General features: G+C 31.7%; 26 protein-coding genes and 2 pseudogenes. 7 read left to right on the plus strand and 21 right to left on the minus strand.

Annotation, left to right across the window (positions count from 1 at the left end):
- Window positions 1-135: 135 nt before the first annotated feature.
- From cobA to MHI13_RS19630, 4 genes are all read right to left on the minus strand, one after another.
- Entirely contained in the window at window positions 136-1,074 is a 939-nt protein-coding gene (gene cobA, locus MHI13_RS19615) for a uroporphyrinogen-III C-methyltransferase (protein ID WP_002432927.1), read from the minus strand.
- Window positions 1,065-1,379, minus strand: a complete 315-nt coding sequence (nirD, locus tag MHI13_RS19620) for a nitrite reductase small subunit NirD (RefSeq protein ID WP_002432729.1) — start codon at window positions 1,377-1,379, stop codon at window positions 1,065-1,067. The genes cobA and nirD overlap by 10 nt, the downstream gene beginning before the upstream one ends.
- A gap of 3 nt (window positions 1,380-1,382) precedes the next feature.
- On the minus strand, window positions 1,383-3,788 hold the full coding sequence (nirB, locus tag MHI13_RS19625; RefSeq protein WP_064210171.1) for a nitrite reductase large subunit NirB: 2,406 nt from the start codon (window positions 3,786-3,788) through the stop codon (window positions 1,383-1,385).
- Between the two features lie 96 nt (window positions 3,789-3,884).
- Entirely contained in the window at window positions 3,885-4,604 is a 720-nt protein-coding gene (locus MHI13_RS19630; protein WP_002432663.1) for a sirohydrochlorin chelatase, read from the minus strand.
- Between the two features lie 343 nt (window positions 4,605-4,947).
- On the opposite strand from MHI13_RS19630, the pseudogene nikA reads away from it, so the two are divergent.
- A pseudogene (gene nikA / locus MHI13_RS19635) lies at window positions 4,948-6,422 on the plus strand (nickel ABC transporter substrate-binding protein).
- Between the two features lie 113 nt (window positions 6,423-6,535).
- Here nikA and MHI13_RS19640 read toward each other — a convergent pair.
- From MHI13_RS19640 to MHI13_RS19670, 7 genes and pseudogenes are all read right to left on the minus strand, one after another.
- Window positions 6,536-7,072, minus strand: coding sequence for a GNAT family N-acetyltransferase (locus tag MHI13_RS19640; protein WP_002432533.1), 537 nt, complete (start codon window positions 7,070-7,072; stop codon window positions 6,536-6,538).
- A gap of 170 nt (window positions 7,073-7,242) precedes the next feature.
- A complete protein-coding gene (locus tag MHI13_RS19645; RefSeq protein ID WP_002432200.1) occupies window positions 7,243-8,064 on the minus strand; it encodes a formate/nitrite transporter family protein in 822 nt (273 codons plus the stop codon).
- A 146-nt stretch (window positions 8,065-8,210) separates the two neighbouring features.
- Window positions 8,211-8,387 (minus strand): hypothetical protein, encoded by a 177-nt coding sequence (locus MHI13_RS19650; protein ID WP_030063344.1) that lies wholly within the window; start codon window positions 8,385-8,387, stop codon window positions 8,211-8,213.
- A gap of 84 nt (window positions 8,388-8,471) precedes the next feature.
- Entirely contained in the window at window positions 8,472-8,939 is a 468-nt protein-coding gene (locus MHI13_RS19655; protein ID WP_064210170.1) for an SRPBCC family protein, read from the minus strand.
- A 161-nt stretch (window positions 8,940-9,100) separates the two neighbouring features.
- Window positions 9,101-10,054 (minus strand): annotated as a pseudogene (locus MHI13_RS19660) (metal ABC transporter solute-binding protein, Zn/Mn family); the annotation flags it as partial.
- A gap of 256 nt (window positions 10,055-10,310) precedes the next feature.
- The gene (locus MHI13_RS19665; RefSeq protein ID WP_002432527.1) at window positions 10,311-10,901 is read right to left on the minus strand and encodes a DsbA family protein; all 591 of its coding nucleotides are present in this window, start codon (window positions 10,899-10,901) and stop codon (window positions 10,311-10,313) included.
- Window positions 10,902-10,929: 28 nt separating this feature from the next.
- Window positions 10,930-11,289, minus strand: a complete 360-nt coding sequence (locus tag MHI13_RS19670; RefSeq protein WP_002432307.1) for a DUF4467 domain-containing protein — start codon at window positions 11,287-11,289, stop codon at window positions 10,930-10,932.
- Between the two features lie 327 nt (window positions 11,290-11,616).
- Between MHI13_RS19670 and MHI13_RS19675 the strand changes: the two genes are divergently transcribed.
- Window positions 11,617-12,867 (plus strand): aminoacyltransferase, encoded by a 1,251-nt coding sequence (locus MHI13_RS19675; protein ID WP_030063338.1) that lies wholly within the window; start codon window positions 11,617-11,619, stop codon window positions 12,865-12,867.
- A gap of 49 nt (window positions 12,868-12,916) precedes the next feature.
- Here the strand turns inward: MHI13_RS19675 and MHI13_RS19680 are convergent, their stop codons facing one another.
- From MHI13_RS19680 to MHI13_RS19700, 5 genes are all read right to left on the minus strand, one after another.
- Complete coding sequence (locus tag MHI13_RS19680; RefSeq protein ID WP_002432894.1) at window positions 12,917-13,261, minus strand: ASCH domain-containing protein; 345 nt, start codon at window positions 13,259-13,261, stop codon at window positions 12,917-12,919.
- Between the two features lie 104 nt (window positions 13,262-13,365).
- Window positions 13,366-14,091 (minus strand): amino acid ABC transporter ATP-binding protein, encoded by a 726-nt coding sequence (locus tag MHI13_RS19685; protein ID WP_002432756.1) that lies wholly within the window; start codon window positions 14,089-14,091, stop codon window positions 13,366-13,368.
- Window positions 14,088-14,807, minus strand: coding sequence for an amino acid ABC transporter permease (locus MHI13_RS19690; protein ID WP_002432695.1), 720 nt, complete (start codon window positions 14,805-14,807; stop codon window positions 14,088-14,090). The genes MHI13_RS19685 and MHI13_RS19690 overlap by 4 nt, the downstream gene beginning before the upstream one ends.
- Window positions 14,788-15,579 (minus strand): transporter substrate-binding domain-containing protein, encoded by a 792-nt coding sequence (locus tag MHI13_RS19695; protein WP_002432534.1) that lies wholly within the window; start codon window positions 15,577-15,579, stop codon window positions 14,788-14,790. The genes MHI13_RS19690 and MHI13_RS19695 overlap by 20 nt, the downstream gene beginning before the upstream one ends.
- Window positions 15,580-15,708: 129 nt before the next feature.
- Window positions 15,709-17,151 carry an MDR family MFS transporter gene (locus MHI13_RS19700; RefSeq protein WP_002432632.1) on the minus strand — a complete coding sequence of 481 codons (1,443 nt, stop codon included), beginning with the start codon at window positions 17,149-17,151 and terminating at the stop codon, window positions 15,709-15,711.
- Between the two features lie 195 nt (window positions 17,152-17,346).
- Between MHI13_RS19700 and MHI13_RS19705 the strand changes: the two genes are divergently transcribed.
- Window positions 17,347-17,451, plus strand: coding sequence for a putative metal homeostasis protein (locus tag MHI13_RS19705; RefSeq protein WP_000762708.1), 105 nt, complete (start codon window positions 17,347-17,349; stop codon window positions 17,449-17,451).
- 185 nt (window positions 17,452-17,636) lie between these two features.
- Here the strand turns inward: MHI13_RS19705 and MHI13_RS19710 are convergent, their stop codons facing one another.
- A complete protein-coding gene (locus MHI13_RS19710; RefSeq protein WP_002432310.1) occupies window positions 17,637-18,323 on the minus strand; it encodes a 2,3-diphosphoglycerate-dependent phosphoglycerate mutase in 687 nt (228 codons plus the stop codon).
- Between the two features lie 407 nt (window positions 18,324-18,730).
- Here MHI13_RS19710 and MHI13_RS19715 point away from each other — a divergent pair, with 407 nt between their 5' ends.
- The gene (locus tag MHI13_RS19715) at window positions 18,731-19,141 is read left to right on the plus strand and encodes a hypothetical protein (protein WP_002432800.1); all 411 of its coding nucleotides are present in this window, start codon (window positions 18,731-18,733) and stop codon (window positions 19,139-19,141) included.
- A gap of 201 nt (window positions 19,142-19,342) precedes the next feature.
- On the opposite strand, the gene MHI13_RS19720 is transcribed toward MHI13_RS19715, so the two are convergent.
- The 3 genes from MHI13_RS19720 to MHI13_RS19730 form a co-directional block, all read right to left on the minus strand.
- Window positions 19,343-20,236 (minus strand): cation diffusion facilitator family transporter, encoded by an 894-nt coding sequence (locus MHI13_RS19720; RefSeq protein WP_002432628.1) that lies wholly within the window; start codon window positions 20,234-20,236, stop codon window positions 19,343-19,345.
- A 232-nt stretch (window positions 20,237-20,468) separates the two neighbouring features.
- A complete protein-coding gene (locus MHI13_RS19725) occupies window positions 20,469-20,849 on the minus strand; it encodes a GtrA family protein (RefSeq protein WP_023351191.1) in 381 nt (126 codons plus the stop codon).
- 16 nt (window positions 20,850-20,865) lie between these two features.
- Window positions 20,866-22,353, minus strand: coding sequence for a DUF6056 family protein (locus tag MHI13_RS19730; RefSeq protein ID WP_064210169.1), 1,488 nt, complete (start codon window positions 22,351-22,353; stop codon window positions 20,866-20,868).
- 179 nt (window positions 22,354-22,532) lie between these two features.
- Here MHI13_RS19730 and MHI13_RS19735 point away from each other — a divergent pair, with 179 nt between their 5' ends.
- The 3 genes from MHI13_RS19735 to MHI13_RS19745 all read left to right on the plus strand — a co-directional run bounded on the left by MHI13_RS19735 (window position 22,533) and on the right by MHI13_RS19745 (window position 25,775).
- Window positions 22,533-23,690, plus strand: a complete 1,158-nt coding sequence (locus tag MHI13_RS19735) for a glycerate kinase (RefSeq protein WP_002432758.1) — start codon at window positions 22,533-22,535, stop codon at window positions 23,688-23,690.
- 33 nt (window positions 23,691-23,723) lie between these two features.
- Window positions 23,724-24,422 carry a hypothetical protein gene (locus MHI13_RS19740; RefSeq protein WP_002432309.1) on the plus strand — a complete coding sequence of 233 codons (699 nt, stop codon included), beginning with the start codon at window positions 23,724-23,726 and terminating at the stop codon, window positions 24,420-24,422.
- Between the two features lie 144 nt (window positions 24,423-24,566).
- Window positions 24,567-25,775 (plus strand): multidrug effflux MFS transporter, encoded by a 1,209-nt coding sequence (locus MHI13_RS19745; RefSeq protein ID WP_002432579.1) that lies wholly within the window; start codon window positions 24,567-24,569, stop codon window positions 25,773-25,775.
- 46 nt (window positions 25,776-25,821) lie between these two features.
- On the opposite strand, the gene MHI13_RS19750 is transcribed toward MHI13_RS19745, so the two are convergent.
- Complete coding sequence (locus MHI13_RS19750; RefSeq protein WP_037579301.1) at window positions 25,822-26,289, minus strand: GyrI-like domain-containing protein; 468 nt, start codon at window positions 26,287-26,289, stop codon at window positions 25,822-25,824.
- Between the last annotated feature and the right edge of the window lie 121 nt (window positions 26,290-26,410).

Here is a 26,410-nt window from a genome sequence, read left to right on the forward strand (position 1 = left end):
TTTCACAAAGTTTTAATATTAGGGAAATACCTAATTGAATAGTTTTAATCCCTAAAAAAAGGGACGACAATATTGAATTCGAGTGAATCCAATTTGTCGCCCCACGCTTCCGAGGAGTATCAAAATTAATTCTATTTATGCTTGAATATAACTAATATCGTGTTGGTCCATTATATTTTTGTATAATACTTGTTGAGTATGATGGTAACTATTATCAAAATTGAGTAAACAATTCTTCCCTTCTTCATACAATGCTTCAGCTTTTAACATAGCAGTTTCTTTATCTCCATTAATCACGTACAAAATATGATTGATATCTTCCATGGTGCTATCCAACACCATTTTATCTATTTCATTCACTAATGGACCTAATATACAAATTCCCGGTTGTCCCTCTAAATTATCTTCACTTAATAGTTGTTCAATCGTACTTAACTTCCCGGTAATCACTTTTTGATTATAGCAAGTAGCATTAAAAACGATAGCTATTGGATAATCTTCACTAGTATAATTTTTAATTTGTTCGATGATTGCACCTAGTCGTTTAATTCCCATGTAAATGGCCAAAGTTCCACCATTCATTAAATTTCTTATATCAATATCTTTATTAGTAGACTCTTTAAAATGTCCAGTTGAAAAAGTTACACTAGGCGCTATTCCTCTCATAGTTAATCCTATATTGAGAGAAGCCACTGCAGCACTTGCTGATGTCACGCCTGGTATAATTTCATGTTCAATGCCATATGATTTTAAAGTATTAATTTCTTCAGTAACCCTGCCAAATATAGCAGGATCTCCACCTTTTAAGCGTACAACACATTGGTATTTTTCAGCCATTTGAACTATTTTTTGATTGATATCCTCTTGTTGAATGTGTTTGCAGTAAGGTTTTTTCCCTACATCAATCAGTTCAGTTTGAAAACTTGAATACTGTAGAATAAGAGGATTGACTAAACGATCATAGAGAATGACATCTGCATTTCTAATGATACGTTCTGCTTTTTTAGTTAATAAATTAGGGTTACCAGGTCCTGCCCCAATTAAATATACCTTTCCCATTGATTTTAAAGACATATATAAACCTCATTATCGATAACCTCAACAGTATAGGTTTGGACACAACCTGAATCTGGCTCTTGTACTTTTCCAGATAACAAATCTATTTTTTGGTCATGTAAAGGACAGTAAACATAATTTCCACTTACAGTCCCTTCAGACAATGGACCTTTTTTATGCGGACAGATATTACTTACAGCGTAAACATCTCCCTTTTCAGTAAGAAATATTCCAATTTCTTTATTATCTACAATGACTTTTTTACCTATAAGTGGTGTTAACGCATCTAATGTTGTAACTTTCACCTTTTCCATTGCTTTCATCTCTTACACCTTCTCAACTTCAAAGATTTTTTGTGCATTTTTATTTTCTACAATGGCTTGCCATGGTTCATTTTCTATAGCTTTTTTCGCTTCCATAATTCTATTAAATAATTCTTCTTGTCTTTCTTTATCTAATAAAACTTCTTTCACATTTTCAAAACCTAATCGACGAATCCACGGTGCAGTTCTCTCGGCATAAATACCAGTTTCTCTATAATATTGCATTAAAGCACCGCATAATTGAATGACTTCATCTTCAGTTTCTACTGTTGTTAATAATTGTCCGACTGTAACATCAGTACCTCCATTGCCACCAATATATATTTGGTATCCATTTTCAACTGAGATGACACCGAAGTCTTTCACACCAGATTCTACACAACTTCTAGGACAACCGGAGACGCCCATTTTAAACTTATGAGGTGTATCAATATATTCGAAAGTTTTTTCGAGACGAATACCTAGACGAGTTGTGTATTGTGTACCAAAACGGCAAAATTCTTTTCCGACACAACTTTTTACAGAACGCGTTTTTTTACCATAAGCGGAAGCTGAACGCATCCCTAAATCCTTCCATACATTAGGTAATTCTTCTTTGTTTAAGCCATATAATCCAATACGTTGTGATCCTGTTACTTTTACGAGTGGCACATTGTATTTCTTAGCAACTTCTCCAAGTTTAATAAGCTGGTCTGGATCTGTTACGCCTCCTCTCATTTGAGGTATGACAGAAAATGTACCATCATTTTGTATATTGGCATGATAACGCTCATTTGCAAATCGAGAGTCTTGTTCATCTTGATGCTCAAATGGATATACCATATTTAGATAATAATTAATTGCAGGACGACATTTAGGGCATCCATTTTTATCTTTAAAATTCAACACATGTCTTACTTCCTTGGATGTTTTAAGACCTTTAGCTCTGATTTGAGTCACAATTTGATCTCTAGTAAGTTCTGTACAACTACATATTCCTGAAGGTTTTGCAGCTACAAAGTCATCCCCGAGGGTATATTGAAGTATTTCTCCTATTTGTTTTTTACATTTACCACATGAATTACCTGCTTTAGTAGATTGAGTTACTTCATTGACAGATGTAAAACCTTCTTTAGTAATAGCATTCACTATCGTACCTTTATTGACACCATTACATCCACAAATTGTTTCATCATCTGCCATATCAGCAATTGAAACTGAACCTGTATCATCACCTTTGTGTAATAATGAGACAAGCGTATAATCTTCGAGGGATTCATGTTTCTTCATCATATTATAAAATCGAGATCCATCATCTGTATCTCCATAAAGTACTGCTCCTACAACTTGTCCTTGATTTAAATATACCTTTTTATAAATATTGTCGATGCTATTAAAAATCTCGATACCGTGTATGTCATCATTTTCAACAATCTGACCAGCACTGTATAAATCACAACCAGAAACCTTTAAAGAAGTGAAAGTTGTTGAACCTTTGTAACCTTCTGTTTCATTTCCAGTTAAATAGTCAGCAAGAACTTTCCCCTGTTCATAAAGTGGTGCAACTAAACCATAAACTTTACCATTGTGTTCAGCACATTCTCCAATTGCATAGATATTTGAATCGGACGTTTGAAGAAAATCATTGACTACAATACCTCTTTGAACATCTAATCCAGCATCTTTAGCCACCTCTGTATAAGGTCTAATTCCTACAGCCATAACGACTAAATCTGTCTCAATCACACGTCCGTCCGCTAATTCAACAGCTTCAACATCCTCATGACCTATAATGCGTTTTGAGTTGGCTTGCAATTCAAATTTCATGCCTTGCTTTTCAAGATCCGCCCTCAACATATCGCCAGCTTTTCTATCCAGTTGCATCTCCATTAACCATTCAGCAAGATGAAGTACTGTGACATCCATACCTTGGTCTAATAAACCACGTGCGCACTCTAATCCAAGTAGCCCACCACCGATGACAATAGCTTTTTTCTTTTTACTAGCGATATCGATGATTTGTTCTGTATCTTGTATCGTTCTCCACCCGATAACACTCGGTAAGTTAGCCCCCTCAATGGGTAACACAAAAGCTTTAGAACCTGTTGCGAAAATACAAATATCATATTCTAGTTCTATACCTTTTTGTGTAATAATTTTTTTAGATTGTCGATCTACCTTTTCAACTGGGTCATTATTGATAAGTGTAATATGATTTTCTTCATACCATTCATAACTGTTCATAATCGTCTCTTCGACAGTCATTTTATTTTGTAAAATATTGGATAACATAATTCGATTATAGTTTGGATAAGGTTCTTTACCTACTACTGTGATATCATAGCGATTCGCATCTCGACTAATCAGTTCTTCTATAGTTCGTATACCTGCCATACCGTTACCAATCATTACTAATTTTTGTTTAGACATATATATGCTCCTCTAATGTAAAAATTAATCTATAATTTATTACTAAAGGATTGGTAAAAGAGTCTAAACTAAGGAAGCTAAGTATTTAGTGATTATTTATACAGCTAATTGTTCTATACGTGCGCGAATAATTAATTTTAAAATGTGGTCAAAATTAATAGATGGTGTAATATGAAGATTACAATGAATATCCATTTCTGATATTAAACGCTTAACTTTATTAACTAAACGGCCATCAAATAAAAATAGCGGTACGATGATTAAATCATCGTATTTTTTAGATATTTCATCCAAATCATTTTTAAAAGTCATTACACCATATAGTGCTCTCGCGTATACTGGTTTATTTGAATCAATACTTTTCACAAATTCTTTTAATTCTTCATGGGCTTTTGTGAAACGACCACTACCGTTACCGTGTGCAATGATGACTGTTGCTACATTCGCATTAGCTGGTAAGTCTACATCTGCCATTCTTCTTTCAACTAAATCCTTCATATAAGGATGCGTACCAAGTGGCTCACTCATTTCACTATTAATATGAGGATATTTCTCTTTCATGCTTTTTAAAATCTCAGGTATGTCGCCTATATAGTGCATCGCTCTGAATATAAGTAAGGGTACAATTCTAAATCGTGTCACACCTTGCTTAATCATTTTTTCCATAGTCAATTCAAGATTTTGCGTATCACTTTCTAAAAATGCAAGCTCATAATGATAATCTTCATCTTTTAAAAGTGTAGTAATAAACTCCTCAAGTGCCTCATTTTGTTGACCTTTCCTCATACCGTGTGCCACTAAGATATTACCTATCACTATTACCAATCCTTTCATCTGCATTGTATAATAATTTTTTGATTAATTGTGATTTTATTCACATTATTTTTGAAAAGTAGGGAATACCCTTATCTCAAACATGAGGGGAATTCCTCATAATAAATGTCATGTCATTAAATCTGACGAAAATTTTAAATTTTTCTTTATAAGTTATATAATCAATATATTGGTAGTTAACAAATATGTCTAAAATTAAAAATAATAAGGTTTAACATCATAACGCAATCACTTCAAACATAAATACTTAATAAATGTTACTTTTAATGTTAGATATAAGTTGCTTCAATAAATTCAATGTTCATGTTAAGAAAGGACTTGTTTCATGAAGAAAATTTTAATCCTTACCATATTAGTATCTTTTATTTTAGCAAGTTGTGGAGGGAAATCAAACTCTGATAAAAATACATTAAATGTTGAAATTCCCTTGAAAACAAAATCAATCGCCCCCTATGAAACCGATATTCCTGTTAAAGTAGGTGCTTTGGAATCACTTTTCAAAATGTCAAAAGACGGTAAAGTTAAACCATTACTAGTTAAAAGCACACATCAAAAATCTGATAACACCCTCGAATTGACATTAAAAGATAATATTAAATTCCAAAATGGTCATAAATTGACTGGGAATGCTGTGAAATCAAGTTTAGAAGAGGGAATGAAAAAAGTGATTTATTAAAGGGGTCATTACCTATTAAATCAATTTCTGCTAAAGGTCAAAAAGTGACGATTACTACAGAAGAACCTTATCCAGAATTAAAATCAGAACTAGCTAGTCCGTTTGCGGCAATTTATGATACTAAAGCCAAAAGTAAAGTTACCGACAAACCAGTCGGAACAGGTCCATACCAAATAGATAACTATAAACGCGCACAGAAGCTTGAACTCACAAAGTTCAAAGATTATTGGCAAGGAAAACCAAAACTCAATAAAGTAAATGTCACTTATCATGAAGATGGTAATACACGCGTTGATAACTTATTATCTGGTAAATCGGATTTAACCACAGATGTTCCTATCGATCGTATAAGTGATGTAAAAAATTCTAAGAAAGCTAATATCCAAAGTACGTCAGGTTTCCGAACACATCTACTGTTATACAATCATCAAAGTAAAAAGATTAATAAAAATGTTCGAGAAGCATTAGACATGGTTATTAATCGTAAAGAAATCGCTAAAAACATTTCTAAAAATTATGCTAAGCCTGCCTCAACTCCATTTAATGATCGATTAAAAAATGTGGAAAACGATAAAGTTCAACCCCAAGATATTGAAAAGGCTAAAAAATTATTAGCACAAGAAGGATTTAGTAAGTCACATCCACTTAAAATTAACATGGTCACATACGATGGTCGTCCAGAATTACCTAAAATTGGCCAAGTGATCCAATCAGAAGCTAAAAAAGCTAATATTGATATTCAGTTACGTAATGTAGATGATATAGATGGTTACCTTAAAGATCCAAAAGCTTGGGATGTGTCTATGTATAGTTATTTAACTATACCTCGAGGAGATACTGGCTATTTCTTCAATACTGCATATTTGCCTAACGGTGCACTCAATAAAGGACATTATAATAATAAAGAAGTCACTCAACTTATTAAAAAATTTAACACCTCTTTTGGTGAAAAACAACGTGCATCAGTTACCAATGAAATTTTAGAAAAGTCTAAAGGAGACATTCCAAATAGTTATATTACGTACAATGATCAAATTGATGGCGTAAGTAGTAAAGTTAAAAATTTCAATGTCACTCCTGAATCAATTTACCTTATTGATTACAAAGTAAGTAAAAAAGAATAACTATATAAAAAACTCCCTATAAAGTATTCACTTTGAAATGTCTACTTTATAAGGAGTTTTTTATTTTAATAATAAAGACTTTTAATACTTAGACGATGATACTCATAGTTGTCTTAAAATGGTGGTTGCCCTAATATTTGTTCTTCAAAACGTTCAGGGATTAAAATTTTACGCATTATGACTCCTAAATCACCATCATCATTTTCATGTTCAGCATATACTTCATAGCCTCTTTTTTCATAAATTTTAAGTAACCAAGGATGGAGTCTTGCAGAGGTACCTAAAGTTACAGCTGCCGCTTTTAATGTATCTCTTAAAAAATCCTCTTCAACATAACGTAGCAATTGACTACCATAGCCCTGACCATCATAAGATGGTTTAGTCGCAAACCACCATATAAAAGGATATCCAGAAATACTTCTCACACTGCCCCAAGGATAACGTACAGTAATTGTGGAAATAATTTCATTATCCTTTACCATAACAAAGGTAGTATTGTTTTCTAAATTATTTTTAACCATTTCTAAATCTGCATTGACTGAAGGCCAATCAATTCCTAGCTCTCTTAATGGTGTGAAAGCATCATACATTAATTGATGTAGCTCCTCTGCATCTCCCAAGTTAGCAATTCTTATATTTGTCTCTGGCATAATTTCACTCCCCAAATCTAACATTCTACTTGAATAATAGGCTAACTTTTAATCAAACGAACGTCCATTGATTAAGCTTAAGAAGCTCAGACTATATTTAAAGTTATTTTCAATTTTAACCATCTTTTAAAAAAATAAGCAGATCCATCTATATGAACCTGCTTAACCAATTATTCAGTTAAACTATCACGTTTCCCATTAAGATACGCGTAAACTAAACCAACAAATATACCGCCACCGATATAGTTACCAATAAATGCAAAAACAATATTCTTTAACACGTCTAACCAAGACAATGCCTCGATATTAAAGAATATCATTCCTGCATAAAGACCTGCGTTAAATACTACGTGTTCATAACCCATAAATACAAAGACAATCACACCACAAGCGATGAAAAACGCTTTTGCTAAGCCCTCTTTAAATTGTAGAGAAATGAAGATGCCAATATTGATAAAGAAATTACAAAATATACCTTTAATTAATATACTCAACCATGTAGATTCAACTGTTTTCTTATGTACCAATGTCGTTAAACTATTGGTCATCTCTGGTGTCATTACATGAGAAAATTTAAGTAAGAAGAATAGTATAAATCCACCAACAATATTTCCTATGAAACAAAAGATGAATATCCACGTCACTTTCTTCATACTTATAACTTTATAATACCAGCCGACGGTTAAATACATGAAATTACTTGTAAGTAATTCAGAATGAGTTAATACAACAAGCACTAGCCCTAAACTAAATGAAATTGCACCCATCAAATTGATTAAGCCGTCAATATGTGTTGAAGCAAATTGGGTTTTGATTGCTAACATAAACACTGTAACAATTGAAAGTAAAAAACCGGCCATCATTGATTTTAAAGCATATCGACTCGGAGTTTTATCAGCCATAACCTCTTTCATTTGTACTTGACCGGCAATATTTTGAACAATTGTCTTTGTTGCATGTGTATCTTGAACATTTTTATTATTATGTATCATGCGATCCTCTCCTTAATTAAACTCAACATTTATAATAATACATTATATTAATTCATCTATGTATTGTGTATCTCTATAATAAAATTTCTAATAAAAATATCGCCCTGTACCTAGGGCGATATAAAGCTATTCACCTTTAGTTATAGTTAATGTTTACGTTGTGCTAAAAAATGTAAACTATACGCGAAAATGCCATAACCCAATGCAGTTCTTAAAATAAATCTTAGCATTTTATTAGATACACAATTTGAGTTAATTACGATAGACGAGATGCCTGTAGTAAATGTGTACAATCCCAATACTTTTAAATATCTTTTTTTCATAATAATACCTCTTTAACAAATAATTGATTTCTATACCAATTATAATTGAAAAAGAAGCGACTGACTCTGACAGATTTTTGACAACTAAGATTTAAGTAACTTATCTAATTGATCTAAAGTTGAGTCCATCCCTTGCTCAACGCCCATATCTAATGCTTGTTGAGCTGCTTCTTGAGTTGGAAATACTGATGTTGAGGTAACTGTTGTTTGGCCATTTTGCTCTTCAAAATTCATGAAAATTTGCATACCAGACATTGAAGTATCTTTCTCACCTTTAGAATTAGCAAAGTAATCTAGATATTCAATATGATTAGGTTTGTCTACTTTTTGATATTCAGTAACAGTATAACTTGTCATGTTAGGCGCTTGAATCGCGAAAAACGCCTCTCCACCCTCAACAGCGTTAAAATGATATACCTCTATTGAAGCGCCTTTAGGATGAAACCACTGTTCAAATAATTCTTTCTTAGTATAAGCATCAAATACTTTTTCAATAGATGCTTGAAATGTTCTAGAAAAAATAATTCTATTTTTTTCTTTTTTAATTGACATAACGAACCCTCACACTTTATCTTTTATTTTAATGATTATATAGTAACAAAATTCGTCAAATAATAAATAATAAAATGCCCCCACTCTTATGAATGGAGGCTCTCAATTTAACCAACGTAATAAAAAATCATGCTTCGGTGGTTAAGAATTAATTATTGTTCTTTCACATTACTTGATAATGACTTATCTAAGTTTTTAATATTTTCTTTCATTAATTTTTGATAAGACAAGTCTTTTTCTTCTTGTTGATCTTTATTTAAAGATTCCATGTTGTAAAACTTAAGCGGTTTAGCATCTGTTTCTTTACGAATTGTATCTGTAACTTTATTTGCTACATTATCCTCATAAAGAATATATTTCGCTTTACTAGCTCTTATCTCTTTAACAATTTGAGTTAATTCTTTTTGCGATGGATCCTCTGCATTCATATTTTGAATACCTTCTTGCTTAAATCCGTATCTATGAGCTAGATAACCGATTGACTCATGAGAGATAAATACAACATTATCTTTCTTGTCTTTAGTTACTTTCTTCATTTCTTTATCTAAATTAGCAAGTTCTTTGTTAAGTTTTTTGTAATTCTTTTCATATTCTTTCTTATGTTTTGGATCTTTCTTAATTAAAGCATCTTTGATTTCTTTAGCGAATGTTTGATCCATTTTTGGGTCTAGCCAAATGTGCGGGTCATATTCACCATGATGGTGATGTTCGTGTTCCTCATGCTCTTCTCCATGATGGTGATGATCAGGAAGTAAACTACTTTTACTTAATTTATCTTGTAAAGATAATTTCTTATCTTTATCTTTGATTGTTCCTGCTACTTTTTTAGCAACTGGATCTAAATCATCACCTGTATAGATAAATAAATCTGCCTTACTCGCATTTAAGATATCCTTTTGTGTTGGCTCATAGCTATGTAAATCAGTACCTGCTGGATAAATTGATTTAACGTTTACATGTTTACCACCAATTTGTTCTGCAAAAGATTTAAGTGGATAAACTGTAGTATTGATAGTAATCTTACCATCTTCTTTTTTATTATCATCATTTCCACACGCCGTTAAAATGAGGGCAAATAAAGGGAGAATGACTAATAAACTCAATAATCTTTTCATAAACAACCTCCTAAATAGTAATTATTACGATTTAAAAGTATATACTTTTATTTCTTAATTGACAAGGGCTTTTAAAAATATTTCTCACAATCATTTGGAAAATAGAACTATTGGTAGTTTTGTAGTGCATCATCTGCAAGTAACTTTTAAAAATTAAAAATGCCGACAAAAGCTTAAGCCTTGTCGACATTTGCAAAGAAGATTGACATATTATATTCTTTAAAATTATTTATGCCCTACTCTTCATTAAAGAAAATTACTCTTCTAAAAGTTTGTGATAACTACTAAAATCATATGGATCTTTAACTTTTTTACCTTCAATGAATACTGTAGGAGTTTGTTTTATATGATGTTCCTTACCTAGTTTTTTATCTTTTTCAGCAGCTTTCCATGATGTAGAATTTTTAGTTTTATAATTTGTTTTAATCTTATCTTTAGTTTTATTACTAATGTTTAATTTATCAATTTGTTTATCTATTAATGTATGTGTAATCCATTTCTTATCTTCGTCTTTTTGATGTTCAAACATTAACTTTTGAAATTGGAGTGAATACTTTGGTGCATAATGATTTACTGCTTGTTGTGCTCTTGAACCAATAATTGAGTCCTTTCCTATAAAGGCTAGGTTCACATATTGAAACTTAACTTTATTTTTATCAATATATTTATTTCTCAACTTTGGCATCACTTTATCTTCTACTTTTTTACAATATGGACATTTAAAATCTCCATACATAACTATTAATGGCTTGCCATCTTGTTTAGCTTTAATAGAACTTGGTTGTTTTGAACACCCATATATAAAAATGATGGTTAAAATGGCTATAATTCCAATTAATTTTTTCATTAGTACTCCCTTTGTAGCTATACAACGATTAATTCATGTTTTCTTCCTTGTAATCAGGTTCATGTTCTTCATAATAACCTTTGGAGTTAAAGTTTTCTTTGTAATGCGCTTTTTTGCCTTTAAACTCATATGTGTAATAATGCACTTCAGCATCATCACTCAATGGTTTATATGCAAGAATAACGTATTTCCCTTTTTTAAATACATAAATATTCGCATCTTTCTTATCAAAGTGTTTTACTTCATCTCCTGTATCGTGCTTAGCTATTTTTTCTTGTTTTTTGTCTTGCATTTTTACAGCTTTATCAATTTTATCAGTATATTTACCACTACTACATCCCGCCAATATAAGTGCTACTACTGATAAAGCAACTGCTAATTTCTTCAAACTACTCACTCCTACCTTTTCAACCTATTTTATCTATAGAAAAAATAAATTACCTTGAAAATCTATACATTCTTCATTTATTGTCCCATGTTAGATTCCATTCTTTCATTATAAATATTATCACATAATGAGTGTTACGACGAAGCTAGTTGTTTTTATTTTTTGTGATTTTTCTATTAATTAAATTTAAGTTGGGGTAAATTTATCTCATACAAAAGTATGATGCAATGTTTTGTGTTATTATGTGTAATGATGACTTGGGTTTGGTAAAATAGATAAATCATGACAATTTAGATAACTAAATAGATTTAGAGGGGAAGATTAATGATGAAATTTGTTAACTTATCTTCTGAAGAATTCGATCAATTTACTTCAGAAAATTTTTCACATTATACACAATCAAGTATACATTTTGATAACCGTAATAAAATGAAAGGCGATGTTCATCTTGTAGGAGTTAAAGATGAAGATGACAAAGTCATTGCTGGTTGCCTCTTAACAGAGGCACGCTCGCTTAAATTCTTTAAATATTTCTACACACATAGAGGTCCAGTAATGGATTATAATAATCAATCATTAGTTCGTTTCTTCTTTAAATCTCTTACAGATTACTTGAAAAAACGTAACTGCTTATACGTTCTTGTTGATCCTTACCTACTAGAAAACTTGAGAAACGCTGATGGTGAGATTATCGAATCATTCGACAATCGACCATTCATCAAAACAATGGAAGATTTAGGTTATAAACATCAAGGTTATACAGTCGGCTATGATACAATGAGCCAAATTCGTTGGCTATCAGTATTAGATCTTAAAGACAAGACTGAAGATCAACTATTAAAAGAAATGGATTACCAAACACGTCGTAATATTAAGAAAACTTATGAGATGGGTGTTCAAGTTAAAACACTTCCTATAGAAGAAACAGACACATTCTTTGAATTGTTCCAAATGGCTGAGGAAAAACATGGTTTCAAATTCCGTGAAAAACCTTACTTCGAAGATATGCAAAAAACGTATGAAGATCATGCAATGCTGAAACTTGCTTATATAGACTTACAAGACTACCTAAATACATTACAAGAAAAACATGATAACTTAGAAAAACAACTAAAAGAAGTTGAAAAAACATTAGAAGAAAATCCAAATTCTAAGAAAAATAAAACTAAACACACGCAAGTAAAACAGCAATATGATAGTAATGAACGTAAAATTAATCAAACTAAAGATAAGATTGCTGAAGAAGGACAAGTACTTAATCTAGCCGCTGCGTTATATATTTATAATGACCATGAAGTATATTATCTCTCTAGTGGTTCAAACCCTAAATATAATGCTTATATGGGTGCTTACCGTTTACAGTGGGAAATGATTAAATTTGCTAAAGAGCATGATATTAATCGTTATAATTTCTATGGTATCACTGGAGACTTTAGTGAAGATGCTGAAGACGCAGGTGTACAAAAATTCAAAGAAGGGTTCAATGCTGACGTTTATGAATATATTGGTGATTTTGTTAAACCAATAAAACCTATATTCTACAAACTAAAAGAAACCTTAGAAAATCGCAAATCATAAATTAAAAAGGATCACATCTAAACTCCCCTTTAGATGTGATCCTTTTATATTATACAAGCTCTATTTTTAAAGCAACTACACCATAATTTAATTCATCAGTTTGGTTATAGATGGAATAAATACTTGCTACTTTTCGCGCCAAGGTCGCGTCTGTCTCATAACCTATTTCAGCATTATCATAGTAGTTAAATAACTTCTGAAATGTATCAAAAACTCGCTTTTCAGTTACTTTGACTCTCATTTTTTTCTCCGAGTCGTCTATATTTGTAAAGACAATCGTGTCACCAATTTTAACTTTTTGTCTTTTCTCATCATTAAGTCTAATTTCTACCGTTTTCCTATGATTACGAATGGCTTCGAATGGCTCCACATTTAACTTCATCGAGTGTTCCATTATTTCACTCCTCAAATCTTCTTTGTGAAAATTAATTTATAATTATTTTAACATAAAAAAGCTATGCAAACGTCAAATAACCGTCAGCATAGCATGTATCAAACTTATTTAATTACATTTAAAAAGCGTTTTAATTCCTCAGTTTGAGGTTGATTAAACATTTCGTCTGGCGAGCCTTGCTCAGCAATTTTACCTTCATGAATAAAAACTGTATGATTTGAGACTTCCCTAGCAAATCGCATTTCATGCGTCACAATGACCATCGTCATACCTTCATCAGCGAGTTCTTTGATTACCTTCAAAACATCATTAACTAATTCTGGATCAAGTGCTGATGTAGGTTCATCAAATAGCATGACCTTAGGATTCATTGCTAATGCTCGAGCAATGGCAACACGTTGTTGTTGTCCACCTGATAAAGCATGAGGACGTTGGTCTTTCACGTGATCAAGTCCAACTTTTTCTAATAATTCCATTGATTTATGTTCAGCTTCAGACTTTTTCATTTTCTTAACCGTAACAAGTCCTTCCATCACATTTTCTAAAGCAGATTTATGTGGGAATAAATTATAATTTTGGAAGACCATTCCAGACTGTTTGCGTACTTCGATTTGAGATTTTTTATCCTTTTCAGTATAAGTTTTACCATTAACATAGACTGTACCATCTGATGGGATCTCTAAAGCATTCATCATACGAAGTAACGTTGTCTTACCAGAACCTGAACGTCCTATTAAAGTTACAACTTCACCTTTATCTACAGTTAAATCAATACCTTTAATCACTTCGGTTTCATTAAAAGACTTATGGATATTTTTTAATTCAATCATGAGCGATACCCTCTTTCAATGCGTGATTCATACCATCCTTGAATAATTGAGATGATAAAGCATACAACCCAGTACATAATTGCTACTAAAATATAAATAGTTAAATATTCGTATGAAGTAGACGCAACTTCTTGTGCTTTTCTGAACATTTCAGCCACAAGAATGAAACCTAATAGTGAAGTATCTTTAATTAATCCTAAAAATGTATTACCTAATGCTGGTATGGAAACACGTATTGCTTGAGGTAATATAATTCGTTGAACTGTTTGGCGATAATTCATTCCGATTGAATACGCCGCTTCAGTTTGCCCTTTAGGAATTGAAATAATACCACCACGAATAATTTCAGATGCATACGCTCCCACGTTGAATGATAAACCTATAATAGCAGCTACAACCGGTGCTAAAGTCCATTGATTATCCGCATCATTCGTAATGAGTCTTCCTAATTCTGGAATACCATAAAATATAATAAATAATTGAACAATCATCGGTGTTCCACGAATAATTGATACATATACGCGTGCAATGCCTCTTAAAATTTTACTTGTTGAAATACGCATTAATGCAGTAAACAAAGCAATAACAAGGCCTAGAATAAATGTAACTATAGTAATAGGGATTGAATATTTCACCAATCCCTCTAACATTGGACCAAATGCTTGCTTAGCCGCATCTAAAGCGTGTTGCTGTTCATTATTTAGACTTAGAAACATCTTGACCAAACCATTTCTTACCTATTTTAGCTAATTCACCATTATCTCTGATTTTCTTAAGACCATCATTGAATTTTTTAATTGTTTTATCATCTACTTTCTTAGAAAATGCGAAAGCTGATTTATTTTGTTCAGCGTTACCTTTAATAGCTTTGATCTTAGCATTAGGTTTTTGTTTCTTATAATCTAAATAAGATAAACTATCATTAAACGTAGCATCCACACGTTTAGAAAGTAATAAATCCATTGATTGGTTGAAACCATCAACTTTAGTGATGTCGGCACCTTTATCTTTAGCTAATTTACCGTAGTTAGAAGTAAATGTTTGTGCTAACTTTTTACCTTTGACATCATTGAATGATTTAATATTTTTCTCATTATCACGTACAACTAATACTGCGCTTGAATAAGTGTAAGGATTAGAGAATTTATATTTCTTCTCTCTATCTTTATTGATACCAACTTGGTTTGCAATGACATCAAAGCGCCCTGCATCTAAACCTGCAAACATAGAATCCCATGATGTTTCATTGAATTTTAATTTGAGGTTTTCTGCTTTCGCTACAGCTTTAATAACATCAATATCGTAACCAGTTAATTTATCTTGTTTATTGTGGAAAGTGAATGGTGCGTAAGTACCTTCAGTACCTACTCGTAATGTATTATCATCTTTACTACTTGATTTGCTATCTTTATCACTTGATGAATCGTTATTACCACATGCTGCCAATACAAATACTAAAGCGATAATGCAAAATAAAAGTCTCTTCATTTAGTTAAACTCCTTAATCTTATTATTCTAATCGGAATAAAAATATTTTATCCCTTTAGAGTGTAATAGTCAATAAGAAGTTCCCTTATATCAAGTGTTCAGAAAGTTCTAATATATTTTTTATACCGTTCATGATGTTTGTTCTTTTTCTTTTTTAGTACGTTTTTTAAGCATAAATGTGCATAAGAAACTGATCACCGTAATTATCACTGCAAATAGAAATCCTGCATGATAGCCATGCAACATCGTATCTATTTTAATTTGACTAACCATTTCTTGTTTATTCATACCTTTATAATCACTCATTTTAGGTGAAAAATGTTGACTCGCTTGACTTAAAATAGTAATTAATCCAGCTGTTCCAATTGAACCTGCCACTTGTTGTACGGTGTTCGTCATAGACGAGCCATGCGCATTCATTTCAGGAGTTAGTTGGTTCATGGTATGTGTCATTACTGGCATTAATCCTAATGCTATACCTATCATACGAATCGCGTAAACTGTAGCTAACATTACTGTTGAGGTATGTTCATCCATCACCACAAAATATGAAGTTGTTATGATTACAATTAACATTCCGATGATAGCTAACGGCTTAGCACCAAACTTCTCATACATTGCTCCTGAAGTCATTGACATGATAGCCATCACGATTGCGCCAGGTAATAAAATGAGTCCTGAGTCTAAAGCGGGCTTATTTAATAAATTTTGAACAAACATTGGTAATACTGTTTCTGAACCGATCATTGAAATCATTGTTACTGCCATAATAAGTAAACCAATTGCAAATTGTTTATTTTTAAAGACACCAAAATTGAGTAAAGGCGTATCCAAGCGTGATTGTCTCCAAATGAATAACACCACTAAAATAATACCGCCGATAATCGTAGACAAGACTATTGGATCGTCCCAACCATCATGTGAAATGGAGCTCGTACCATAAAGTAAACCACCGAATCCTAATATAGATAATATAATTGAGATTACATCAATAGGAACTTTAATATTTTGTCCTACATTCTTAACAGTGAATAAGGCGATAATAAACGTGATTGCTGCTATCGGTGCAACAACATGGAATAAAGATCTCCAATTAAAATATTCAACTAAATAACCAGATAATGTCGGACCAATCGCAGGTGCTAAGCCGATTACAAGTCCGAAGAATCCCATATATTTACCACGTTCATGAGGTTCAAAGATATCTAGAATAGATGTCATCATTAAAGGCATCATAATACCTGAACCTAAAGCTTGAACAATTCTTGCAAATAATAACGTAGTAAAATTGGGACTAAAACCTCCAACAATTGTACCTACAAAGAAGATTAAAATTCCTGTTAGGAAAACTTGTCTTGTAGTAAATCGTTGTATAACTAATGCTGATAATGGAATAACCACTCCATTGGTAAGTAAAAACGCTGTTGTTAACCATTGAACTTGAGAATACTGAATGTGAAAATCTTTCATTATACTTGGTAAAGCTGTTGTTAATAATGTCTCATTTAACAAACCAAAAAATCCACCAAGTAACATAGTGATAATCATGACTAACTTTGTTTTTAAAGACATGACCTTCCCCCCTTTTATAACATCAAACAGATATTTGCCTATTATACATATTTTGAATAAGTTAATCATTTAGTTGGCTCATTTTTGTTTCTAAAAAAATACTACGACTTATGTATTTCTGTTAAATCGTAATAATTACTATTTACAAAAGCATTATTTTCTTCCATAATATAGATACACAAGGAGGAAGATAAAATGAAATTAGATTTACAAACTGCTAGACGCAATTTGAATAGTCCAAATATAAAAACAAGAAAACGTGCTCTGAAAATAATAAAACAACATAAAAGAGCGAAATAAAATCTTTTAAATTCTAACACTTATATTTAATCATCTAAATTTGATATGTTAATCATTTACCCGAAATGAGTAAGACATATTTCCCAGACAATTTCCTTATTATTCTTTCAACTTATAACTTCACATAATAAAAGCCATTAAATGATTTAAACTTATCATTTAATGGCTTACTCTATTCTGGTCTATTATAAATAGTATTTATCTTTCACTTCCAAATCATCAGTTAATTCATAAACAAGTGGCGCACCTGTTTTTATTTCATAACCAACAATCTCTTCACTAGATAAATTTTCAAGGTATTTAATTAATGCTCTAATGGAGTTACCATGTGCAGACACAAGTACAGTTTCACCATCTAATAGATGTTGTGAAATTCGATCAGTCCAAATAGGCACAACGCGATCTAATGTATCCTTTAAACTTTCAGAATATGGCATCATTCTTTTATCTAAATGTCTATATCTACGATTGTTTAAATATTCTTCACGTTGTTCTTCACTTTCTGCTGGTGGTTGCACATCATAAGAACGTCTCCATTGATGAACTTGTTCTTCTCCCCATTTTTCACGTGCATCATCTTTATTTAAACCTTGTAATCCACCATAGTGACGTTCATTTAATCGCCAACTTTTATGCACTGGAATCCACTGTTGATTAGAACCTGCTAAAATATATTGTGTTGTTTCTAAAGCTCTAGTTAATAACGATGTATAGGCAACATCAATTTCTAATTTATTATCTGCTACTTTTTCACCTGCAGTTTTAGCTTCTTCAATTCCTTGTTCAGACAACTTCACATCTGCCCAACCGGTAAATAAGTTTTTAGCATTCCATTCACTTTGTCCGTGACGACATAATATTAATTTTGGCATAAAAAAACACCTTCCTAATTTAAAATTACGTAATCAACCACTACACAATCTCAAAACATGAGCGTAAATATAACAATGAGATTGCTAACATGACTTAATGATTACATGAATAACTGACCTCATTTTTCTCTCTCACTACTATTATTATAGACCGTTAAAACTTATTTTCCCAAGTAATTGTATGGCTATTTTCGTAATATATTGTCACAAGACATTGATATATTGAAATGTTTGTTTTATGAATAAAATATCTGACTTTGTATTTTTACTTTGATGTAACCTATGAAAACAATTGCGATGATATAGTGTATTTACAACTTGAGAAAGACACAAATTAAAATAGATCTGTGATACCTGCATCATGAACTGCATTTTCAGACAGATTCTAGTTAAAGGAGTTATTAATTATGAAAAAATCAATACTAGCAATTCTAGCTACAGTTTCAATAGGCGCTACAGGTTTAGAAGCCGGTAATGCACATGCTGCTGAAAATACTAATCAAAATTATAATTCTACAGCTACTCAAACATCATCTAGCCATAGCTCAAATGCAAGTAGTGAGTCAACAAGCGAAGTATATCAAGAATTCATAAAAGCTGGAGGTACAAAAGCACTTTGGGAAAAAATCGTACTTCCTGAATCAGGCGGAGACCCAAATGCATCTAATGGACAATATCATGGATTAGGTCAAACTAATCAATCATGGGGATATGGTTCAGTCGCTACTCAAACTAAAGGTATGATTAATTATGCCAAAGAACGTTATGGTTCTATAGATGATGCTATTTCTTTCCGCGAAGCTAACGGGTATTGGTAATTTATAATTAGGTTAAACCTATAAAAATATAATGATTGTTTAAGATACGATCTACTATTAACTAAAGCTATATTTCAACTATTATCTTAATAATTCAACATCTCTCTACGTATTAATATAGCCAAAACCCCTAAATGAACTTTTTAAAATCAATTCATTTAGGGGTTTATTTTAAATTATTTTCTCACTCTAATTATGTTTTTACTCTTTAATCGTTTTACCATTTTCTTTTTGATTATAAGGTTCGGGATGAACATATACTGAAGAAATACCTTTTTCATGTAAATGATGCTCTACTCTATCACAAATTTGATGAGCTTCATACAATGACAGATTCGGTTTCACGACGATAGTTACATCAAGAAAAATACTACTTCCATGATAACGCCCTTTAATATTATTCACGTCGATAACATCTTTCACTTCTAATATATCATTACGATAGTCTTCTAGATCTCTTTCATTAAATCCGTCACTTAAAGTAAAGATTGACTCTTTAAAAATTCCAAACCCGGTATAAATAATTAATAAACCTAGAAGTGTCGCTAAAATAATATCTACAATTGGAAATCCAATTTGCGTGAATATAAGACCTATAGCTGTACCGATACTGACTAAACTATCGGATAAGTTATCTTTTGCTGCAGATCGTAACGAACTGCTATTAGTTTTTTTAGCGAGTCTATGATTAACATAAAATACACCTAACATAATCACACCACTGACTACACTGACAATAATTGTAATTACATTAGGTACATGTCTATCTTGTGTAATAAGTCTTGGTGCATTTTCCGTTACAACCTGTATCCCGACGAACATAATAATAAAAGATACAAGTAATGTCGAAATATTCTCAGATTTTAAATGACCGTAAGGATGATTTTTATCTGCAGGTTTAATAGAAATTTTTAGTCCGACAATAACTGCAATTGAAACGATAATATCTGTCATATTATTTAACGCATCTGCACGAACCGCTGCAGATTGGTATATATATCCGGTAACATATTTGGCTATTGAAAGAATAATATACACGACTAAACTAAGATAGGCACCACGTTGAGCAATCTTCAAATTTTCACTTTGAGACATGCTTATTTACCACCTTAATATGCTTTAATAACTTTAGTATGAAACAATAACTGAGGTATTACAACGTTTTTTTATTTCTATATTTTTTATGAAAATAAACTAATGAAATTTTTAGATTTGCCTAATTTATAATTTATATTTATTCAAATTTAATCACAATCTCAAATCTCTTTTTAAAAAAAGCAACCCACTCAGTACAACGTACTTAGTCGATTGCTTTATCTAAACTCAATTAATCTCGTAAGATCCACTTAGACAAAATAAATGTTACCGGTATCGTAATAATTAATCCTACAAATGGGGCTATCTCTGAAGGGAAATGAAACCACTGCACAAATATGTATAAAAGTAATGTTTGCATTCCCATATTAACCACCTGTGTAAGTGGAAAACTTAAAAACTTTTTTAGCGTTGGTTTTACCCTATAAACAAAATAACAATTTAAGTAATAAGAAATGATGAAACTCACAATAAATCCTGTGATATGACTGACCAAGTAATTAACACCTAATAACTTTAGAAGTAATAAATATACAATATAGTAATTTAAAGTATTGATTCCACCCACTATTACAAATTTGATAATTTCAAAATGTGTCTGGGTTAATCTCATTCTCTATCTCCTTTAATTATTCTCCATCATAACCAAATGGTACTACTTTAAACTTTAGATCTTTTGGCAAATCATAATATGCTTTAAAGTCATTGAAATCCGTCTTCGTTGACGGTGTTGTTAAATGCGTATATTTTTCGAAAGGTAATCTCTCTAATATAATACTTTGATGACGCTTACCATTTTTTAATTGTTCTTCAACATTTTCAATTCTATTGACACTACTTTGATAAATCAATCTAAATCCTATAACGATTATCAAACTATAAACACATGCAATTGCCTTAACGATAGTCGTTACTTTATTGATATTTCCATCAAATTGCTTTACAAAACTAAGTAATAATATTAACCACAGCACGTATATGAAATAAAAGTTTCTATTTCCTATTGGAGCCACAACCAATAATGGTAGCGTCGATAACACGATTGAAATTAAACATCCTAAAGCGATGGCTCTTAAATATTTTTCTGATATTAATATGACTGTACTATATATCAAGACCGCAAAGAAAACTGCACAAATCAAGAAGTTTAATAAAGCTATTGAAAATGATTTTGTATATATTTCAAAATGGAATTGATCATAGATGAGTAATTTATAAAACGGTAAACTGTACAAACCATACATAATTGCAAATTTGATAACCACATGTTGTTTTACAAAAATTGTATTACGAATTAAAAGTATTGTAATGATAACCGAAATAACTACGAGTATTAAATATTGATTAAGAAATATATATTTAGGAAAGTCCATTAATAAAGTCGTTCCTATTTTATGTATAATGCCTACTTTATCTGAAATAGAATGGTAGATTGTTTTACCATCGATGATTTTAAAGTAAATAGGATTTAAAAACATAATGATTGCGCCAATGCAACTTAGCATAAAGCCCACAATTAAATAGTAGTTTAGCTTTTTATGTTGGATGCCATATATACTAGCACCAATTAAAATGATAAGACTATTATATATAGTGATATTTTCAATAAATAACTGCCCAAACAAACAAGCTGTGAGAAACAGCCAAAGATGATTAATACTAGCCTCTTCATCTCCATAAAGAATATAAATGATAGTATATAAGATGAATAATGAGATTATTGATGAAGGAATATAATTGTAGAATCCTGCTATCCATCCATAAGTTTCACTATAAACTCCACTTGGAATCATTATTAAAAATGTAAAACATATCAAAATATATATAAACTTCTTATTTACATTTACTATCATTGAACAAAAGTAAATCATTAAACACGATAAAGCAGTATAACTTAAATATTTGAAAATAGCGCTATGCATCGCGAGAATCTCTAAAAAATTCCCGAGATATCTTCCATTCGTTCTCATTAAATCTTGCCCAAGTGAACTTATGTGTGAATTTAAATACCAATGCCAGTCAACAAAAGATAATGGTGTTAGAATAGCCATAATGAAATAAAATAATATAATACCTATATACCAACATAATTGTTCGTGTTGTTTAAGTTGTTTCATAAGATGTCCTCTCTGCATGTTCATGATGTTTTATCGTAAGCTTAATTTATTTAATTTTATTATAGACTTAAAAACATATAAATGACTATCCCTTTCCAAAAGATAATGATGAATGTGACTTTAGTTGAAGTTTATTTTTAAAAAAATAGCAATAAAACATAATAATAGGAAGTGATTGCGTGTCACAATTTAAAATAGTTATTGCCCCAGATTCGTTTAAAGAGAGTATGACAGCGAAAGAGGCAGCTACTGCAATTCAAAATGGCTTTCAAGAAGTGTTTAATGATCAAGTTACTTACGACCTTATACCTATGGCGGATGGTGGCGAAGGAACAACTGAAGCTTTGAAAGAAGCTTTAAAGGCGACTTCCTATACCGTTCAAGTTAAAGACCCTCTCTTTAGAAATATTGATGCAAGTTATGCAAGAAGTGATCAATATGAAACAGCTATTATAGAAATGGCTGAGGCATCTGGCCTTCATTTATTAACCCATGAGGAGAGAAATCCACTTCAAACTTCCTCCTATGGAACTGGACAACTCATTAATGAAGCACTTAAACATGGTGTAAAGAAAATCATTTTAGGGATAGGAGGAAGCGCGACCAATGACGGTGGCGTGGGGATGTTGCAAGCATTAGGAGTTTCTTTTAAAGATGTTGAGCATAATGAAATTAAACCTGGTGGAGCAGCGTTAAACACAATTGATAGGATTGACACCTCTCATCTCAATCCTTTGCTACAAAACGTTGAAATTAAAGTAGCTTGTGACGTTACAAACCCATTATTGGGTGACCAAGGCGCTACTGTAATATATGGACCTCAAAAAGGCGCTACTGAAAAGATGATACCAAAGTTGGATTCCGCATTAAGTCACTATCATGATAAAATTAAAGAAGAATTACAAAAGTCTGTCAAAGATATACCGGGTGCAGGCGCAGCTGGTGGCATGGGTACTGCTTTACTAGCTTTTCTTGATGCTAATTTGCAAGCAGGTATAGATGTAGTTCTAGATGAAACACGTTTTCAAGAGAGAGTGAAAGATGCTCAAATTGTTATTACAGGGGAAGGTAAAATGGATAAGCAAACGATTTATGGTAAAACACCCATAGGCGTTGCGAAAGTTGCAAAGGCATATGACATCCCAGTTATTGCAATTTGTGGTAGCCTCGGTGATCAGTATCAAGAAGTTTATCGCCACGGCATTGACACTGTCTTTAGCATTACTGAGTATCCTTCTGATTTAAAGACCACCCTTGAAAATGGACCACAATTCATGCAAAGAACTGCAACAAATATCGCCCGTCTCATCAAATTGAATTTGAAATTAAAACCATAAAATTGAAGTTTACCATTACAATGAGGTGACATTATGAAAAGAACAGATAAGTATAGAGATTCATACAAATACGATAATCAATATCAAAACCACCGACGTCGAGCTGAAGAAGACGAATTTCGAAATCGAGCTCAATCTCCAAATAAAATGAACGGTCAACGTTCTAATCAACGAGAATTTGAGGATGAACCAGAACGTTACTATAATGGTCGTGATTATCGTCGTGAACAACAACTTGAAGAGGAAAATGAAAAATCAGGTCGAACTAAAAAATGGCTTATTGCTATCATAGTTATTTTACTTATTATAGTAGCCATTTTTGTTACCCGTGCCATCATGAATCACAATGATGATAAAGTAAATAATGATCCTAATGTGTCTCAAAATTATAAAAAACAAGTTGAAAGTCAAAATGATGATATCAACAAACAAGTTGACTCGGCGAAAAGTGATATTAAAAATAATAAAAATAGTGAATCTCAAATTAGCAAATTACAAAATGAAATTGATAAATTAAAACAAAAAGAAGAAAATAATGCTGATTCTAAATTCACACAATTTTATCAAAAACAACTTGATAAACTAAAAAATGCTAACAACGCACAACAAAACAATGAAAATCAAAGTAAAATTAATAGTATGCTTGAAGATATCAACACTAAATTTGATAGCATTAAATCAAAATTAGAAAGTATATTAAACGGTTCAAGCTCTGATGGACAAAGTAATTAATCACACTAACCTAGCAAGGTCGTTTAGGGTAACGACCTTGCTAGTTTTTTTATGTATACACAAATTAGTATTTAAGTTTAGTACTTACAAACACATGTAAAACGTATATAATTGATGTTGTAATTTGTTCAAAGGAGATTATTTATGACTCATTCAAGTGCCAAGCACTTTTCAATGATATTAATCATTATCTTAGGTGTCATGACAGCATTCGGTCCACTTACGATCGATACATATACACCTTCTTTACCTAAAGTACAACATGATTTTGGAACTACAACTTCAGAAATCCAATTGACACTATCCTTTGCAATGATAGGACTCGCACTTGGGCAATTCTTATTTGGACCTATTTCAGATGTCTTTGGTCGTAAACGAATTGCCACGATATTGATGATGATATATTTAGTAGCCACTTTTTTATCTATATTTACCGGTCACTTAACGGTATTTTTAATTCTACGATTGATACAAGGTTTAACAAGTGGCGGTGCTATCGTCATCGCTAAAGCGTCTGTTGGAGATAAATATCATGGTAATGAATTAGCTAAATTTTTAGCCTCATTAATGGTAGTTAACGGGATTATTTCCATATTAGCACCATTGCTAGGCGGTTTTGTATTATCTATATCTAACTGGAGAATGATATTTGCATTTTTAACGCTTATCGCTTTTATAGTTTTAATTGGTATTTTCTTAAAAATGCCAGCCCATACTCAAACAATGCAAACACGTCTTCAATTTAAAGATATACTTAAAGATTTCTTGTATTTACTTAAAAAACCGACATTCGTTATTCCTATGTTGCTACAAGGTTTAACCTATGTGATGTTATTTAGTTATTCATCAGCATCTCCTTTTATTACTCAAAAAATTTATCACATGAGTGCACCTCAATTCAGCGTGATGCTTGCTATTAACGGTGTAGGATTAATCATAGTTAGCCAAATTGTTGCACTACTAGTAGAAAAAATTAGTCGTCAAAAATTATTAATTTATTTAACGATTATGCAAATTGTAGGTGTAATATTACTTATTGCGACGTTAGCTTTACATCTTCCTTTATATGTATTACTCATCGCATTTTTCATTAATATTTCGCCAGTTACTTCAATTGCGCCATTAGGCTTTTCAATGGCAATGGAAGAGCGAACAGGAGGTAGTGGTAATGCCTCTAGCTTGCTAGGTTTGTTCCAGTTTATATTAGGAGGGATTATCTCTCCATTAGTTGGTTTAAATGGTGAACATGATATGACTCCCTACTTACTTATAATTAGTGTTACTGCTATCTTACTAGTTTTACTACAATTCATTTATTTTAAGCTTTATTCAAAAAACACTATATCTCATTAAAAAGTAAAGCCTCACTTCAACATGTGGAAGTGAGGTTTCATTATTATTATTGAATTGGCATCCATATCTCAGTGACGTAAGATTCACTTTGTGTATCACCTGGTCCGTATAGCTCAAAGAATGGGGCTTGTTTTATTTCAATATTTTCTCTAGGAATAAGTTCATGATGTATATCATTCATTGTTTGCTGAACACTTTTAGGGACAGGTCCTTTAGCTTCGACAACTAAATACTTTCCACCTTCTAAGTTGAATGTCTCTAAACCATCATGAGGATCTTCTGTACTTGTCACACCTATAGCGTAATCCATTGTTCTATCTTCTTTAGGCAGACAAACACCTAACAAACCGTTCAATTGGTTATCGCTTTTTTGCAATAATCGTTCATCTAATTTCATAGTATGCACATCTTCCCAGAAATCCGGAATATTACTTTGAGCGTGTCCTCCGCTTTTATAATGTCTATAAGCGCCTATGACTTTTGTGCTCTCAATATTTTCTATTCTATAGTCCATGTTCATCTCCCCCATTTTAATTTTACTCAATTATCTTATAACCCATTTTCAAAATAATAACCTCATCAAATAGAACAAACATTTTAATATACTAAATGAATGGCACGTTATATAATATTAA

This window comes from Staphylococcus sp. FSL K6-0223, assembly GCF_038008285.1.

Excerpts from the sequence above, each read along its gene's own strand:
- MHI13_RS19720 (WP_002432628.1), bottom strand. The coding sequence starts at position 20,236 with ATGTCTCAAAGTGAAAATTTGAAGATTGCTCAACGTGGTGCCTATCTT.
- MHI13_RS19750 (WP_037579301.1), bottom strand. The coding sequence starts at position 26,289 with ATGGACTATAGAATAGAAAATATTGAGAGCACAAAAGTCATAGGCGCT.
- MHI13_RS19715 (WP_002432800.1), top strand. The coding sequence starts at position 18,731 with ATGAAAAAATCAATACTAGCAATTCTAGCTACAGTTTCAATAGGCGCT.
- MHI13_RS19640 (WP_002432533.1), bottom strand. The coding sequence starts at position 7,072 with ATGCCAGAGACAAATATAAGAATTGCTAACTTGGGAGATGCAGAGGAG.
- cobA (WP_002432927.1), bottom strand. The coding sequence starts at position 1,074 with ATGTCTTTAAAATCAATGGGAAAGGTATATTTAATTGGGGCAGGACCT.
- MHI13_RS19745 (WP_002432579.1), top strand. The coding sequence starts at position 24,567 with ATGACTCATTCAAGTGCCAAGCACTTTTCAATGATATTAATCATTATC.
- MHI13_RS19685 (WP_002432756.1), bottom strand. The coding sequence starts at position 14,091 with ATGATTGAATTAAAAAATATCCATAAGTCTTTTAATGAAACCGAAGTG.
- MHI13_RS19665 (WP_002432527.1), bottom strand. The coding sequence starts at position 10,901 with ATGAAAAAATTAATTGGAATTATAGCCATTTTAACCATCATTTTTATA.
- MHI13_RS19730 (WP_064210169.1), bottom strand. The coding sequence starts at position 22,353 with ATGAAACAACTTAAACAACACGAACAATTATGTTGGTATATAGGTATT.
- MHI13_RS19645 (WP_002432200.1), bottom strand. The coding sequence starts at position 8,064 with ATGATACATAATAATAAAAATGTTCAAGATACACATGCAACAAAGACA.
- MHI13_RS19650 (WP_030063344.1), bottom strand. The coding sequence starts at position 8,387 with ATGAAAAAAAGATATTTAAAAGTATTGGGATTGTACACATTTACTACA.
- MHI13_RS19695 (WP_002432534.1), bottom strand. The coding sequence starts at position 15,579 with ATGAAGAGACTTTTATTTTGCATTATCGCTTTAGTATTTGTATTGGCA.
- MHI13_RS19705 (WP_000762708.1), top strand. The coding sequence starts at position 17,347 with ATGAAATTAGATTTACAAACTGCTAGACGCAATTTGAATAGTCCAAAT.
- nirB (WP_064210171.1), bottom strand. The coding sequence starts at position 3,788 with ATGTCTAAACAAAAATTAGTAATGATTGGTAACGGTATGGCAGGTATA.
- MHI13_RS19690 (WP_002432695.1), bottom strand. The coding sequence starts at position 14,807 with ATGTTTCTAAGTCTAAATAATGAACAGCAACACGCTTTAGATGCGGCT.
- MHI13_RS19680 (WP_002432894.1), bottom strand. The coding sequence starts at position 13,261 with ATGGAACACTCGATGAAGTTAAATGTGGAGCCATTCGAAGCCATTCGT.
- MHI13_RS19725 (WP_023351191.1), bottom strand. The coding sequence starts at position 20,849 with ATGAGATTAACCCAGACACATTTTGAAATTATCAAATTTGTAATAGTG.
- MHI13_RS19710 (WP_002432310.1), bottom strand. The coding sequence starts at position 18,323 with ATGCCAAAATTAATATTATGTCGTCACGGACAAAGTGAATGGAATGCT.
- MHI13_RS19675 (WP_030063338.1), top strand. The coding sequence starts at position 11,617 with ATGAAATTTGTTAACTTATCTTCTGAAGAATTCGATCAATTTACTTCA.
- MHI13_RS19700 (WP_002432632.1), bottom strand. The coding sequence starts at position 17,151 with ATGTCTTTAAAAACAAAGTTAGTCATGATTATCACTATGTTACTTGGT.
- MHI13_RS19655 (WP_064210170.1), bottom strand. The coding sequence starts at position 8,939 with ATGTCAATTAAAAAAGAAAAAAATAGAATTATTTTTTCTAGAACATTT.
- MHI13_RS19740 (WP_002432309.1), top strand. The coding sequence starts at position 23,724 with ATGAAAAGAACAGATAAGTATAGAGATTCATACAAATACGATAATCAA.
- nirD (WP_002432729.1), bottom strand. The coding sequence starts at position 1,379 with ATGAAAGCAATGGAAAAGGTGAAAGTTACAACATTAGATGCGTTAACA.